Origin of the sequence: Tardiphaga sp. vice154 (genome assembly GCF_007018645.1) — a bacterium.
Lineage (GTDB): Bacteria > Pseudomonadota > Alphaproteobacteria > Rhizobiales > Xanthobacteraceae > Tardiphaga.
On the sequence record NZ_CP041399.1, the window covers coordinates 3,742,698 to 3,755,666 of the forward strand.

At 65.8% G+C, this 12,969-nt stretch carries 15 protein-coding genes and 1 tRNA gene; 8 read left to right on the forward strand and 8 right to left on the reverse strand.

The window, feature by feature from the left end; translation table 11 throughout:
- Positions 1-19 precede the first annotated feature (19 nt).
- Positions 20-94 (reverse strand) — tRNA-Thr (locus tag FIU28_RS17530).
- Positions 95-285: 191 nt separating this feature from the next.
- Here FIU28_RS17530 and FIU28_RS17535 point away from each other — a divergent pair.
- Positions 286-561 carry a type II toxin-antitoxin system Phd/YefM family antitoxin gene (locus tag FIU28_RS17535; RefSeq protein WP_143574480.1) on the forward strand — a complete coding sequence of 92 codons (276 nt, stop codon included), beginning with the start codon at positions 286-288 and terminating at the stop codon, positions 559-561.
- 7 nt (positions 562-568) lie between these two features.
- Positions 569-838 carry a Txe/YoeB family addiction module toxin gene (locus FIU28_RS17540; RefSeq protein ID WP_143574481.1) on the forward strand — a complete coding sequence of 90 codons (270 nt, stop codon included), beginning with the start codon at positions 569-571 and terminating at the stop codon, positions 836-838.
- 321 nt (positions 839-1,159) lie between these two features.
- On the opposite strand, the gene FIU28_RS17545 is transcribed toward FIU28_RS17540, so the two are convergent.
- Entirely contained in the window at positions 1,160-1,885 is a 726-nt protein-coding gene (locus FIU28_RS17545; RefSeq protein ID WP_143574482.1) for an outer membrane protein, read from the reverse strand.
- Between the two features lie 204 nt (positions 1,886-2,089).
- On the opposite strand from FIU28_RS17545, the gene FIU28_RS17550 reads away from it, so the two are divergent.
- A complete protein-coding gene (locus FIU28_RS17550) occupies positions 2,090-3,283 on the forward strand; it encodes a serine hydrolase domain-containing protein (protein WP_143574483.1) in 1,194 nt (397 codons plus the stop codon).
- A 63-nt stretch (positions 3,284-3,346) separates the two neighbouring features.
- Here FIU28_RS17550 and FIU28_RS17555 read toward each other — a convergent pair whose 3' ends face one another.
- Both FIU28_RS17555 and FIU28_RS17560 read right to left on the reverse strand, forming a co-directional pair.
- The gene (locus tag FIU28_RS17555) at positions 3,347-3,766 is read right to left on the reverse strand and encodes a hypothetical protein (protein ID WP_143574484.1); all 420 of its coding nucleotides are present in this window, start codon (positions 3,764-3,766) and stop codon (positions 3,347-3,349) included.
- Positions 3,767-3,926: 160 nt separating this feature from the next.
- Positions 3,927-4,211, reverse strand: a complete 285-nt coding sequence (locus FIU28_RS17560) for a His-rich protein BRANT (RefSeq protein WP_143574485.1) — start codon at positions 4,209-4,211, stop codon at positions 3,927-3,929.
- A 238-nt stretch (positions 4,212-4,449) separates the two neighbouring features.
- Here FIU28_RS17560 and FIU28_RS17565 point away from each other — a divergent pair, with 238 nt between their 5' ends.
- The 5 genes from FIU28_RS17565 (at position 4,450) to FIU28_RS17585 (ending at position 8,798) form a co-directional block, all read left to right on the forward strand.
- A complete protein-coding gene (locus FIU28_RS17565; protein ID WP_143574486.1) occupies positions 4,450-4,992 on the forward strand; it encodes a tetratricopeptide repeat protein in 543 nt (180 codons plus the stop codon).
- Positions 4,993-5,099: 107 nt separating this feature from the next.
- Complete coding sequence (locus tag FIU28_RS17570) at positions 5,100-6,485, forward strand: serine hydrolase domain-containing protein (RefSeq protein WP_143574487.1); 1,386 nt, start codon at positions 5,100-5,102, stop codon at positions 6,483-6,485.
- A 132-nt stretch (positions 6,486-6,617) separates the two neighbouring features.
- Positions 6,618-7,397, forward strand: coding sequence for an NAD kinase (locus tag FIU28_RS17575; protein ID WP_143574488.1), 780 nt, complete (start codon positions 6,618-6,620; stop codon positions 7,395-7,397).
- Positions 7,398-7,647: 250 nt separating this feature from the next.
- The gene (locus FIU28_RS17580; RefSeq protein ID WP_143574489.1) at positions 7,648-8,193 is read left to right on the forward strand and encodes a response regulator; all 546 of its coding nucleotides are present in this window, start codon (positions 7,648-7,650) and stop codon (positions 8,191-8,193) included.
- A 26-nt stretch (positions 8,194-8,219) separates the two neighbouring features.
- Positions 8,220-8,798, forward strand: a complete 579-nt coding sequence (locus tag FIU28_RS17585; RefSeq protein WP_143576253.1) for an Hpt domain-containing protein — start codon at positions 8,220-8,222, stop codon at positions 8,796-8,798.
- A 196-nt stretch (positions 8,799-8,994) separates the two neighbouring features.
- Here the strand turns inward: FIU28_RS17585 and FIU28_RS17590 are convergent, their stop codons facing one another.
- The 4 genes from FIU28_RS17590 to folE form a co-directional block, all read right to left on the reverse strand.
- On the reverse strand, positions 8,995-10,164 hold the full coding sequence (locus FIU28_RS17590) for a DUF2336 domain-containing protein (protein ID WP_143574490.1): 1,170 nt from the start codon (positions 10,162-10,164) through the stop codon (positions 8,995-8,997).
- A 300-nt stretch (positions 10,165-10,464) separates the two neighbouring features.
- A complete protein-coding gene (locus tag FIU28_RS17595; protein WP_143574491.1) occupies positions 10,465-11,469 on the reverse strand; it encodes a transglycosylase SLT domain-containing protein in 1,005 nt (334 codons plus the stop codon).
- Between the two features lie 87 nt (positions 11,470-11,556).
- Entirely contained in the window at positions 11,557-11,988 is a 432-nt protein-coding gene (hisI, locus tag FIU28_RS17600) for a phosphoribosyl-AMP cyclohydrolase (RefSeq protein ID WP_143574492.1), read from the reverse strand.
- Between the two features lie 189 nt (positions 11,989-12,177).
- Positions 12,178-12,867 (reverse strand): GTP cyclohydrolase I FolE, encoded by a 690-nt coding sequence (gene folE, locus FIU28_RS17605; protein WP_143574493.1) that lies wholly within the window; start codon positions 12,865-12,867, stop codon positions 12,178-12,180.
- Positions 12,868-12,969 lie beyond the last annotated feature (102 nt).

A 12,969-nucleotide genomic window follows, 5' to 3' on the forward strand; every position in this document is an offset into this window, starting at 1 on the left:
GGGCCCAGACCGGTTGAAATGGTGCCGGTTGAGAGGATTGAACTCCCGACCTTCGGTTTACAAAACCGCTGCTCTACCGCTGAGCTAAACCGGCAACAATTTCAAGGCCTTGGGCTGATGTCCCGAGCCCGCCGAGCGCCGGGACGGGGACCGGCCCGGCATTCACGGCGTCAGATACCAGACTCCGTCCGCAAGAGCCACACCCGACGGACAACACGGTGCAAGTCGGCAATGGTTTGACATTCCGCCTCACTCGTACAAATATCTGTACGTTGGAGGATGGCCATGACCCACGTTTCATACAGCGAGTTGCGCGGCAACTTGGCGCGCTACATGGACGAGGTCTGCGACAGCCGGGCCGCGCTCCATGTCACGCGGCAGAATGCTCGCAGCGTGGTGCTGATGTCGGAACATGAATATGAGGCGATGATCGAAACGCTGCATCTGCTGACCAGCCCCGCCAATGCTGCCCGGCTGGCGCAATCGATCGACCAGGCGGACGACCAGCGGCTCACCGAGCGCGCGCCATCGGACGCGGAGCCAACCGCCGGCCCGATATAAGGCTGCCGTGAAGCTCCTGTGGAGCGATCACGGCTGGGACGACTATCTGCACTGGCAGGCCGCCGACCCGAAGATGCTGGCCGCGATCAACACCCTGATCAGGGACATTCGGCGCGATCCGTTTCGCGGTCTCGGCAAGCCCGAGCCGCTGAAACATGGCCTGAAGGGCTGGTGGTCGCGGCGGATTTCGGGAGAGCACCGGCTGGTTTACCGCGTCACCGGCAGCGCCGATCAACAGGCGCTTGAGATCATCCAGTGCCGCTATCATTACGGCTGACCGGGCAGCCCTGCCCTACAGCCACGTCCACAGCAGCGCGGCGTTTATGGCGCAGGCGAACAACAGGGCGGCGGTGAGGCCGACCTGCAGGGTCTCGTTGAGGATGTTGTCGATGATTCTCATGGCCAAAACAGCATCGGGCGATTCTGGTCAAGAAGTCTCGCGGCTTATTTTTCCGGGGATTCAGGACTCGTTTACTTTCGATTCTCGGCCCCTGCCCGCCGGCCCGACATGCGGCGAACGCGCACAAAAAAGGCCGGCGTGAAGCCGGCCTTTTCGTCAGAGATGTGAACGATCTCAGTACGTGTCTCAGTACGTGTCTCAGTACTTGGCGACCATCGGGCCACCCCAGCCGAAGCGATAGTTGAGGCCGGCTTTGACGGTGTGCTCGTCGTTGTTGTAGCTCGCGCTGTTGCCGGGGGTCGGGATCGCCAGCGAGGTCACGGTGGTGTTGCCGAAATTATAGTACTGGTATTCGACCTTGGCCGACCAGTTCGGGGCGAACATGTATTCCAGACCGCCGCCGACGGTGTAGCCGTCCTTGGCGTTGCCCGAGGTAGCGAACGGCTGCGCGATGCCCGCGTTGCTCACGCCGATGTCGTTGCTGCCCTTCCAGGCGTAACCGCCCTTGGCGTAGAGCAGCGCCGGGCCCCAGGCATAGCCGAGGCGGCCGGTGACCGAGCCGAGCTGGTCGTTATTGGCGGTGACCAGCGTGCCGTTCGGGAACAGGCGGCCGGTGTTGTTGCTGTCCATCCAGGAATACTGGGCTTCGATACCGATCACCCAGTTGGTGGCGAACTGGTAGTCGGCGCCGCCCTGCACGCCGCCCATGAAGCGGCCGCCGTCGCCGCCGATGCTCGCGCTGTCGCCGAAGGCGCCGCCGAGATGGCCGCCGACATAGAAGCCGGTCCAGTTGTAGACCTGCGCCGGAGCGGTATAGGCCGGAGCCTTGGTGTACGGGCGCGCCGCGAGATCGGCAGCGAAGGCGGAGGTGGAAAGCGCGGCAACCGCGACGATGGCCGAGGCGCTGAGCAGAAGCTTCTTCATGATGGTTCCCCTAGTTACCGAATGACCATCGAAAAACATCGTGGCGGCAATTTGGTTGCCTTGCGGCAGCACTCTGCAACGCGATCGAAGCCGAGTGCGACAAACCCGCAACACTTTCGGTTCCGTTCAGTTTGCGGCATCGAGGATGAAGGATAGGTTCAACCCTCACGCAAATTTGATGCTGCAATCTTCTTTGGAGTGCCCATGGCTGCGAACGATCTGATGAACGAGTTTCCCCCGGCGCATGGCGCGCAGGTCACGCTGTCGAACTGGCGCCGCGCGCCGTTCAGCCAATGGGGCTTTCACAATGTCCGCCGGTTGCTGCCGACCGCGAATATCGCCCGCGGCGCGCAGCCGGTGTCGTTCGAAATCAGCCTGCGCGACGTCGGCCAGATCCGGTTCACCGGCCACGACGGCGACGAGACCATGGTCGCCGCCGCGCTGCCTGCCACCCACACCGACGCGCTGGTGGTGCTGCATCGGGGTCGGCTGGCCGCCGAATGGTACGGCACCGACATGGACGCCGCGACGCCGCATATCGTGTTCTCGGTCTCGAAGTCGATCTGCGGCGCGCTGGGCGGCATCCTGGTCGAGCGGGGCGTGCTCGATCCCGACCATCCGGTGACCGAATACATCCCCGAACTGGCGTCGTCGGTCTATGGCGGCGACTGCACCGTGCGCCATCTGCTCGACATGTCGGTCGGCATCTCCTTCACCGAGGACTATGTCGACCCGACGAGCAATGTGTTTCGCTACCGGCGCGCCGCCGGCTGGGATCCGCAGCTCGCCGGCGAGAAGCCGACCGACTTGCGCAGCTTCCTGGCGGAGCAGCAGCCCGACGGCAACAGGCATGGCAGCCTGTTTCATTACGTCTCGACCAATACCGACGTGCTCGGCTGGGTCTATGAGCGCGCCTGCGGCCGGCCCTATGCCGAAATCCTCAGCGACTATCTGTGGGCGCCGATGGGCGCGCAGCACGACGCCTATATCACCGTGGATTCGAAGGACGCGATGCGCGCCGCCGGCGGCATCTGTGCAACGGCGCATGACGTCGCCCGGTTCGGCGAGATGATCCGCCGCCGCGGCGTGGCCCATGGCCGCCAGGTGGTGCCGGGCGCCTGGATCGACGACATCAATCAGCAGGGAAATGCGGAAGCCTGGGCGCGCGGCGAATTCGCCGAGCTGTTTCCGGGCGCCAGCTACCGCAGCCAGTGGTATCGCATCGACCGCGACCGCAACGTGCTGATGGCTTTCGGCATCCATGGCCAGTTCATCTACATCAACCCCGACGCCGAGCTGGTGATCGTGCGGATGGCCTGCGAGGACGCGCCGGTCGATCCCGAAATCGCCCGCGCCTGGCGCCGCGGCTTCGATGCCATCGCGAAAGCGTTCATGTGAGGCTGCTTCCCTCGCCCCGCCTAGCGAAGCTGCGCTTCGCCGGGCGGGGCGAGGGAAGAAGAGCTACCGCGTCATCTTTTCCATCTCGGGGAACGGCGCGTAGCTGGCACCGGCGCAGGCGGCGGCGGTGTCCTCGACGACGCGGTCGAGCCGGGCGTCGACAAAGCTCACCGCGAGCTGCTGCGGAGCCAGCGGCTTACCGTCCCCGTCCATGGCGGTATAGTTGACGCAGATGACATAGCGCAGCCGGCCGCCCACCGTGCGCTGCACCGGGGGCGCCATCGCCGCGTCGCGCACGCCGACCGGATTGTTGAGATAGCTGCGCAGGAACGCCAGCAAATCGGTCCTGTAATTGAACGGAAACGGCTGCGCGGCGGTGCCGGGATCGTCGGTGAAGGAGATGCCGCCGGACGGGCCGCCACCACAGGCCGCCAGCCACAGCGGAAGCAGCAAAATCGCGGCGTGTTTCGCAAAAATTCGCACGTACCTACCCGTTATCCCATGCCCGATTGCCCGCCCTTCCCTAGACGTTCGGGCGCCGAAATGGAATTCGCATCTCCGTCATCGCGCCGCAACGCAATCCGGCCCGCGCCTTGGGCTGCAAGGCGGCGGGCCGGAGGTCGATCGGCGTGGTCGCGACGGCTCAGCCGCGGCGGGAATGCTTAACGGCGACGTGCGTGGTGTGCTTGAAGGTCTTGTGCAGACCCACTTTCTTGTGGGCGCGGTAGTGGTGGCGGACGTGACGGTGATGATGGCGTGCCATCTTGGCATGAGCGGTTCGCACCGCCGGCTTCGCCTGCAGCTTGGCATCGGTCGCGGCCACCGGCTTGGTGATCGGCGCGGGCGCCGTCTTCTCGGGGGTGGCGGCCATCGCCGGAGCGGCGAGCAGCGAAGCCAGGATCAGAGCGGCGGACAATTTCTTCAACATGGTGGTCTCCTGTGCACATTCACGAAGGTGACCGGTCGGTTGGCCGGGCGTCGCTTCATGTCACCACCCTAGGCGCCGCGCGCTGAACCGGTTCTGAAGGCGCCAGTCGGTATTCGTTCATCTGCGTGACATCTTCGTCACCTCGCACGACGTCCCGCGGGAATGACGGAGCCCAGCCGGTGTTTGCAATCAATGGCATTAGTGCCAGATTATCTCATCAGAAAAACGGAGCGCGTGCATGACCCGGACTGCGATCAAGATGACCACGCTGGCGATGCTGTCGATGGCGCTGGTGACGGCGCCTCTGTCCACCGCGCTTGCCGCAGGGACCGACACCCCCTCCTCGCCGCCGGCCTCCGACGGCAAAACCAAGGACAAGAAGAAGGGCGCCGAGAACGGTCCGCGGCTGGAAGACACCGCCTTCCTCGCGCGCTACCGCGCCGCCTATGCCACGGTCTATGACAAGAACGACTACACGAGCGCAATCGCGCAGCTCAAGGCGCTCGGCCATGACGAGCGCGCCGACGTCGCCAATCTGATCGGCTATTCCTACCGCAAGCTCGGTGACTACCAGCTCGCCCAGGCCTATTACGAACGCGCGCTGAAGGCCGATCCCGCCCACGTCCGCACCTGGCAGTATTACGGCCTGTGGCAGATCGAACAGGGCAACCGCGACCAGGCGCAATATCATTTGACCAGGATCGGCGCACTGGCCGGCACCGGCTCGGCCGAATACCAGTCGCTGGCCTCGGCGCTGGCCGGCTCCGCCACGACCTACTAACGAGCCATTGCAACGCTGATTTTACCGGCGCATCTTGGGGTGTGCCGGTATCTTTTTGCCTGCGTGACGCCCTGCCGTAATCTCCGGCGAACAGACGGGAGTTGCCGATGGAGCCGTGGGTCCAGCCTGCGATCGACTACTTTCGTCTCTGGATGGACTTCCAGATCCGCAGCTCGCAGCAACCCGGCTGCATCATCGCCATCGCGCATCGCGGCAAAATCATTTCGGAGTTTGCCCTCGGTCACGCCAATCTGGTCACCGGCGAGAAAATGACGCCGCGGCACCGGTTTCGCATCGCCTCGCATTCCAAGAGTTTTACCGCGGCCGGCATCATGAAGCTGCGCGAGCGTCGCAGGCTGCGGCTCGACGATCCCGTCGGCCACTATGTCGAGGGCCTGCATCCGCAGGTCGCCGACACCACGATCGGCCAGATCCTGTCGCACAGCGCCGGCTTGACGCGCGACGGCGCCGATGCCGGGCAGTTCACCGGCCAGCGGCCCTTCCTCAGCCCCCGCGAATTGCTGGCCGAACTCGCCGTGCCGCCGGCGATCGCGCCGGGCACGCGGCTGAAATATTCCAACATCGGGTTCGGGCTGCTCGGGATGGTGATCGAGAACATCACCCATGAGCCCTACCGGACCTGGATCGAGCGCGAGATCGTCGAGACCGTGGGCCTGCGCGAGACGGAGGCCGCCACGCCGCTGGCGCGGGCGGCGCCGATGGCCGGCGGCCACACGCCGCTGCTGCCGCTCGGCCGCCGCCTCGTGGTGCCCGGCGACATTCCGCAACACGCCATCACGCCGGCCGGCGGCTTCGTCAGCACGGCGGCGGATGTCGCGCGCTTCTTCGCGCAGCTTTCGCCGCAGGCGAAGAACAGCGTGCTGTCGCCGGCCAGCCGGCGCGAGATGACACGCCGGCACTGGCGCAATCCCGATTCGACCGTCGAGAACTATTACGGCCTTGGCATCATGAGCGGCAGCCTCGCCGGCTGGGACTGGTTCGGCCACAGCGGCGGGCTGCAGGGCTATATCTCGCGCACCGCAATGATACCCGCCTGCGATCTCACGATCGTCGTGCTCAGCAATGCCAGCGATGGCTGGGCGTGGTTCTGGCTCGACGGCGCCCTGCATATCCTGCGCGCCTTTGCAAAGAACGGCGCACCGACCCGCCGCGTCCGCGACTGGACCGGGCGCTGGTGGACGGCGTCCGGCGCGACGGATCTGGTGCCGATGGGCAACCGCGTGCTGGTCGGCAGTCCGGTGATGGGCAATCCGTTCATGGACGCCACGGAGATCGAGGTGACCGGTCGCGACACCGGCCGGATCGTGCAGGCCGCCGGCTACGCCAGCTATGGCCAGGCCGTGCGCCGCAGCCGCAGCAAGGCCGGCAAGGTCATCGAGGTCTGGCTGGCCGGCTCCAAACTGCGGCCGGAAAAGGCCGTGATCGCCGACATGGAGCGGCGCTATGGCCACGGACGGCCCGCGCGCCGTTAACGCATCCCCGCGGCCGCGCTCGACATCCCGACTTCCAGCGCCTCAACTGCCCGCTCGACAATCCCCGGCAACGCCGCTAGACGACGCCCGCGCCATCGTCCCGCGTCAAGCAGCCGCAAAGGCCCGCGATTCATGACCCCGCCTGTCCGACATGACCGGATCTCCTTCGTCGCCGGTCCCAGCGTCGAGGCGCAGACCGCGCTGACGCAGCTTGCGGCCAGATACGGCAATGCCGATCCGGCTGAAGCCGACGTCATCGTGGCGCTCGGCGGCGACGGGTTGATGCTGAAGACGCTGCACGACTACATGCGCTCGGATATTCCGATCTACGGTATGCATCGCGGCACCGTCGGCTTCCTGATGAACGAATACTCGACGGTCGACCTGCACGCGAGGCTGGATGCCGCCAAGGACACCGTGATCCATCCGCTCTTGATGCGCGCCACCGACGTGCACGGCGAGGTTCACGTCCACCACGCCATCAACGAGGTCTCGCTGTTTCGCCAGACCTACCAGGCCGCGCGCCTGCGCATCCTGATCGACGAGCGCGAGCGGCTGTCTGAGCTGATCGCCGACGGCCTTCTGGTGGCAACGCCGGCCGGCTCGACCGCCTACAACCTGTCGGCGGGGGGACCCATCCTGCCGATCAATGCGCCGCTCCTGGCGCTGACGCCGATCAGCGCCTTCCGCCCGCGGCGCTGGCGCGGCGCGCTGTTGCCCAACACCGCCTTCGTGGTGATCGAGGTGCTGGAAGGCGACAAGCGCCCGGTCGCCGCCGTCGCCGACCACGACGAAGCCCGCGACGTCCGCCGCGTCGAGATCATCTCCGACAAGACCATCAAGATGCGGATGCTGTTCGATCCCGGCCACAGCCTGGAGGAACGGATATTGAGCGAGCAGTTCGGGTATTGAGGGGGGCGACGGCGCCTGCGACGCGCGTCGTCCCAGGCAGCTCCAGTTTTGCTAGTTCAGCCGCAAATCGAACTGCGGCCAGCCTGACCGCTATCCGTCCAACTTCGGGATTCCGGATTGGCTCAAGCTGCGCTTTCGCGCCCCGGAATGACGGGGAGTGCCGCGTCCGCCCTGCTCCTCCCCCTCAACCCTTCCTTAATCCCGGCGCCCTATAGTTAACACCACGTAACCGCCTCCGTCCGGGCCCCACATGTTCCGTATCGACTTCAACAAGCTGCGCTTCCTCGTCTGCGACGACAATCCGCACATGCGGCGGATCTTGCGGACGCTGCTGCATTCCTTTGGCGCACGCGAAGTCTATGAAGCGGAAGACGGCGCGACCGCGCTGGAAATGTACAGCCATTACGTGCCCGACATCGTCATCACCGACTGGTCGATGCCGATCTTCGACGGGCTGGAGCTGGCGCAGATGATCCGGCAGCCGGATTCCAAGGGCAATCCCTACGCGCCGATCATCATGCTGTCCGGCCATTCCGAGAAGCGCCGCGTGACCGTGGCGCGCGATGCCGGCGTCACCGAATTTCTCGCCAAGCCGATCTCGGCCAAGGCCTTGTACCTGCGCATCATGAGCGTGGTCGCGCATCCCCGCCCCTTCATCAAGACCAAGAACTATTTCGGGCCGGACCGCCGGCGCAACACCACGGTGGCCTATATCGGGCCGGAGCGCCGCAATGGCGGCGAGGCCGAGGTGCTGCAACAGCCGTCGCTGATGGACAAAGCGCGCGTCACCGGATGATGCGCGCCTCGCTGGAGAAGCTCAAGATGTCGCGGGACAAGACGCTGGCGCCGAAGATCGAGGCCTTCGCCGATCACCAGATCATCACGCCGCAGAACACGCTGCGCCGTGCCATCCGCCGCACCGAGGACCGCGAGACCGACGACCCCGTAGCGCGCGCCGAACAGGCGCTGGCGGGCCTGTCCGGCGAGTTCAAGAACTGGATGCGCGTCGAATGCGACCGGCTGGCCGCAGCCCACGCCGCGCTGGAGCGAGACGGCGTCACCGCGTCCGGTCGCGACGAGCTGTTTCGCGCCGCGCACGACATCAAGGGCGACGCCGCCACGTTCGGCTTTCCCAGCGCGGGGGCCGCGGCGGAAAGCCTGTGCCGGATCGTCGAACACGCCCCCAGTTTCGACCAGGTACCGGCCGATCTGATCCGGCACCATATCGAGGCGATCCAGGCCATCGTGCGCGAGCACAACACGATCGAGACCGCCGGCGTGGCGCAGGCCCTCAGCCGCAAGCTGCGCGCCGTCGCCGATGATTATCTGATGCTGGTCAACAAGCACCGTCCCGACTACCTCGAAACGATCGCCGCGCCGAGCCTGGTGCCGGCGGGCTAGGTTTTCCGTTTCCGACTCCTCAATCTCCGCCGTCATCCCCACCGAAACGCAATTGCGTTTCGGCTGGAGGCGCCGCCGCATAGCGGCGGCCTCGAAGGATGCACCGCAAGCGTCCGTCGCCGCATCCTTCGAGGCTTGCCCTTCGGGCAAGCACCTCAGGATGAAGTTAGTGAGCATGTCGCAAGAGTTTTGAAGGTTACGCCGCGAGCGGCTGATACTCGAACGCCCGCGCCTGTTCGGCCAGTTCGTCGCAGAACACGCGGGCTTCCTCGCGCGCCGACTCCGTCGCGAAACGACGCAGCAGGATCAATAGCGGGGCGGACGCCGCCTCGTCGGTCTCGCAGACCGTCAGCACGCGCTCGACCATCCGGCGGCGCAGCCGCACCGCGCCACCGACGCTGCCGATGAAGCCGATCTCGTCGCGCGCCTCCAGCGCGGCGCGGAACGCCGGATAGGTAGATTCCGGCAGCCCGGCGCGCAGCAGCAGCGCGTTCAGCGTATGGCCGGCGCCGTCATGGACAATGCCCGACACGCGGCCGAGCGGCACGCCGGACAATTCCGCCAGCGCGTGCTCGAACAGCTCGATATTGCCCGACAACAGCGCGCGCAGGATCAAGCCGACGGTGAGCGTGCCTGCCTGGCGCAGATGCCGCACCAGGTCGCGCATCTCGTCGCCGCGCGAACGCGCCGCGATATTGACGGTGGAGCGGGCCATCGCCTCGTCGGCGATGCGGCCGGCGCGATCGGCGCTCAGCCAGTTGCGCGCCACCACGAAGCGGGTCAGCGTGTCGGAAAGTTTCGCGACCAGCGCCAGCCGGGTGGCCGCCGGCAGGTCGTCCAGCACCAGCATGGATTCGCGGATCGCGGCGAGATGGCCGTGCCGCTCGACGATGCGGTCCCAGGAAAACGATGCCATCTCGGCATAGGGATTTTCGATCAACTCCAGCGCTGCGGCCGCGGAGCCGACTTCGGCGATCGCAGCACAGACCGACGCCGGGAGCGTGACGCGGCGCGCCACCGCGCATTGCAACTCGCTGTCGCCGGTGGCGACGATATCGACGAGGTCGGCGTCGATCAGCAGCGGAGAATGTTCGAGCACCGGCAACGCCACGCAGGTCTGGTCGAGTGCCAGCGCCTGCACGATCGCGGCGGGCGCGGACGGCGCGTGCGCAAACACGTCGGCCATCGCCTGGCGCACCAGTGGCGAGGGATCGTCGAGCAACATCAGCAGCGCGCCTTCGGCGGCGGCGCGATCGTCGTCGGTGAGATCGGAGAAGATCCAGGCCCGCGCCAGCGAGCGCGTCGCTTCCGCGCGGTCACTCGCCGGCGCGGTACGTACCCAGGAAATGAACTGCCGAACGATCATGGTTCTGCCGGCCAACGCAACAAATCGACACCGGAACGCGATGCCACTGTCAGACAAAATAAACCATGCCACTTAACAAAGGGTTCACCATAACCGGTTGCGTTTGTTGACGTTTCGTTAAGGGTGCAGGGGCGTCTGCACCATACTCCGCCGTCATCCTGAGGCGCCGTCGCGCAGCGACGGCCTCGAAGGATGCGCCGCAAGCGAAGGCGTTTCATGGCCGCATCCTTCGAGGCTCGCCGAAGACGGCGAGCACCTCAGGATGACGATGACGGATTGAATCGTGTAGTCGAAGTGTAGTTAGTTGCTGAACGTGCCGGAGCGATCGCTGAACAGATCAAGCGGGCGCGGCGTCGCGACGGCCGGCTGAGCCGCCGAGGTCAGCGAGCCGTTATTGCCCCACAGCGTCTGCACCGCCTGGGAGACCGGCTGCGCGCGGTCGCCGGCCTGGAACAGCGTGCGGAAGATCGGGCCATCCTGCGTCGCGACCGAGGTCGCTGCCGGCACCGAGGACGTATCCGACGCGAAGCTGGCGACCTGGACATTGCGCAGGTCAGGGAAGCTGGCGAGATAGGCGGCGCTGGCGGCCGGCGCGGTGGCCGTCGCCGCAGCACTTCCCGAAACCCCGGTGGCGCCGGCGGTCTCAAGCGCGGTGCGCGTCACCGGCGAACCGGCGGCCGCAGCATAGCGCGTCGACAGCACCGAATAGACATCGGCGACGCTGCGCGCCCGGCCGCCCTGGTCGTAGAAGATCGACGTGTTCGCCGCGGCGGCATTGGGAAAAAGCGCCGCGCCCGACGCCGTCGGATTGTTTTCGGCGGAAGTGATCAGCTTGGTCGCGCCGCCGACGCCCATGAAATGCGCCATGTAGAGTTCGGCGTCGGTCGGGCGGCGGCCGATCGCGCCGGTCAGCTTGAAGCCGTTGGACTGCGTCAGCACGCCGGCCATCGCCGAGCTGGCGACCGGATCGTCGCGCAGCTTCAGGATCGCTTCCTTCGCGGCGGGATCGCTGACCGAATAGCTGCCGGATTCGGACTTGCTGATGGCGTCGGCATATTTGCCGTAGCCCAGCGCATTGCCGGCTTCCTTGACGGTGCCGAGCCAGGTCTGTTCGATGAACTGGAACAACCCCTTGGCGGACGAGGTCGAGGCCGTCGCCTGCGGATTGAAGTTGGATTCCATCTTGGCGGCGGACAGCAGATATTCGAAGCTGGTGCCGGTGGTTTCGGCAGCCGACTTGATCGCGCCGGTGACCCGGCTGCGCGTGGTATCGATCGCCGATGTGATACTGGTCGCGTCGACCATGTGTGCTGCCCCCGGCACCGTCAGGGCGCCAAGCTGCAACGACCATCGGGCCAATGTGGTTAACGAGCAGTTAACAGCAACATCGCGTCACGAACCCTGGCGGTAGACCTGTCCGGGATCGAACACCTGGCCGGCATCGACGAACGACACTTTGGCGGCACCGTCATCGCCTCGGGTGATGGCGCGGTAGAAGCACGAGCGCCGGCCGGTGTGGCAGGCCGCCCCGCCCTGCTGCTCGACGCGAATCCAGATCGCGTCCTGGTCGCAGTCCATCCGCATCTCGACCACGCGCTGGACATGGCCCGAGCTCTCGCCCTTGCGCCACAGCGCCTTACGCGAGCGGCTGTAGTACCAGGCGTCGCCGGTCTCGATGGTCTTGCGCAATGCCTCGTCATTCATGTGCGCGACCATCAGCACGTCGCCATTGCCGGCATCGGTGGCGACGCAGGTGACGAGGCCGGCCGCGTCGAATTTCGGCCGCAGCACGAGGGATTCTTCGAGGTCGTGATCGTGAGACACGGGGGTTCTTTCAAAAAATCGGAGGCCTCTTCCTTCTCCCCTTGTGGGAGAAGGTGGCACGGCCGAAGGCCGTGACGGATGAGGGGTAGTCGCGAGGCTCAGAGCTTGCGGCCCCCCCTCACCCGTCTCGAATGCGCTTCGCGCCTTCGATCCACCCTCTCCCACAAGGGGAGAGGGTGGAAGAAGCGCCTAGCGCGAGGGCATGTTGATCATCGCCATGAACCGCGCCTGCTCGGCCGGGTTGTCGCGGAAATTGCCGGTGAAGCGGGTGGTGAAGGTGCGCGAGCCTTCCTTGCGGATGCCGCGGGCCGACATGCAGGTATGCTCGGCCTCGACCATCACGGCGACACCGCGCGGCTTCAGGACCTCGTCCACAGCAGCCGCGAGCTGCGCCGTCAGATGTTCCTGGGTCTGCAGGCGGTGGCCGAAAATATCGACCAGCCGCGCCAACTTCGACAGGCCGACGACACGCTCGACGGGCGTATAAGCGATATGCGCCTTGCCGTAGAAGGGCATCATGTGATGCTCGCAATGCGAGGTGAAGCCCATGTCGCGGATCAGCACGAAATCATCATATCCCGCGGTCTCGCCGAAGGTGCGGTTCAGCACCTCGGAGGGGTTCTGGTAATAGCCCCGGAACAGCTCGTCATAGGCCTCGACCACCCGGCGCGGCGTATCCAGCAGGCCCTCGCGCTGCGGGTTTTCGCCGACATAGGCCAGCAAGGTCTTCACCGCCTGCTCGGCCTCGGCGCGCGACGGCCGCATTTGGTCGGGATTCACCGCCGGGGCGAGGAATTCTGCCGGATCGAGTTCGGAGGGCTGGAAGCCCGGCTTCGGCTCGGGGGCTTTGCCGCGCAGCGGCTTGATCATCGCGTTCATATAAACTCCGTTCGACCGGTCCCTGGGACCGGAGTGTCACCGGGCAGACGGAGATGGCACAGCCACCGGACGCCTGAAACCCCAACAATAACATCAGCCCTG

Bases quoted from the DNA above. Each gene is read 5' to 3' on its own strand.
- FIU28_RS17535 (WP_143574480.1), top strand. From the start codon at position 286: ATGACCCACGTTTCATACAGCGAGTTGCGCGGCAACTTGGCGCGCTAC.
- FIU28_RS17545 (WP_143574482.1), bottom strand. From the start codon at position 1,885: ATGAAGAAGCTTCTGCTCAGCGCCTCGGCCATCGTCGCGGTTGCCGCG.
- FIU28_RS17550 (WP_143574483.1), top strand. From the start codon at position 2,090: ATGGCTGCGAACGATCTGATGAACGAGTTTCCCCCGGCGCATGGCGCG.
- FIU28_RS17560 (WP_143574485.1), bottom strand. From the start codon at position 4,211: ATGTTGAAGAAATTGTCCGCCGCTCTGATCCTGGCTTCGCTGCTCGCC.
- FIU28_RS17565 (WP_143574486.1), top strand. From the start codon at position 4,450: ATGACCCGGACTGCGATCAAGATGACCACGCTGGCGATGCTGTCGATG.
- FIU28_RS17570 (WP_143574487.1), top strand. From the start codon at position 5,100: ATGGAGCCGTGGGTCCAGCCTGCGATCGACTACTTTCGTCTCTGGATG.
- FIU28_RS17575 (WP_143574488.1), top strand. From the start codon at position 6,618: ATGACCCCGCCTGTCCGACATGACCGGATCTCCTTCGTCGCCGGTCCC.
- FIU28_RS17580 (WP_143574489.1), top strand. From the start codon at position 7,648: ATGTTCCGTATCGACTTCAACAAGCTGCGCTTCCTCGTCTGCGACGAC.
- FIU28_RS17585 (WP_143576253.1), top strand. From the start codon at position 8,220: ATGTCGCGGGACAAGACGCTGGCGCCGAAGATCGAGGCCTTCGCCGAT.
- FIU28_RS17590 (WP_143574490.1), bottom strand. From the start codon at position 10,164: ATGATCGTTCGGCAGTTCATTTCCTGGGTACGTACCGCGCCGGCGAGT.
- FIU28_RS17595 (WP_143574491.1), bottom strand. From the start codon at position 11,469: ATGGTCGACGCGACCAGTATCACATCGGCGATCGATACCACGCGCAGC.
- folE (WP_143574493.1), bottom strand. From the start codon at position 12,867: ATGAACGCGATGATCAAGCCGCTGCGCGGCAAAGCCCCCGAGCCGAAG.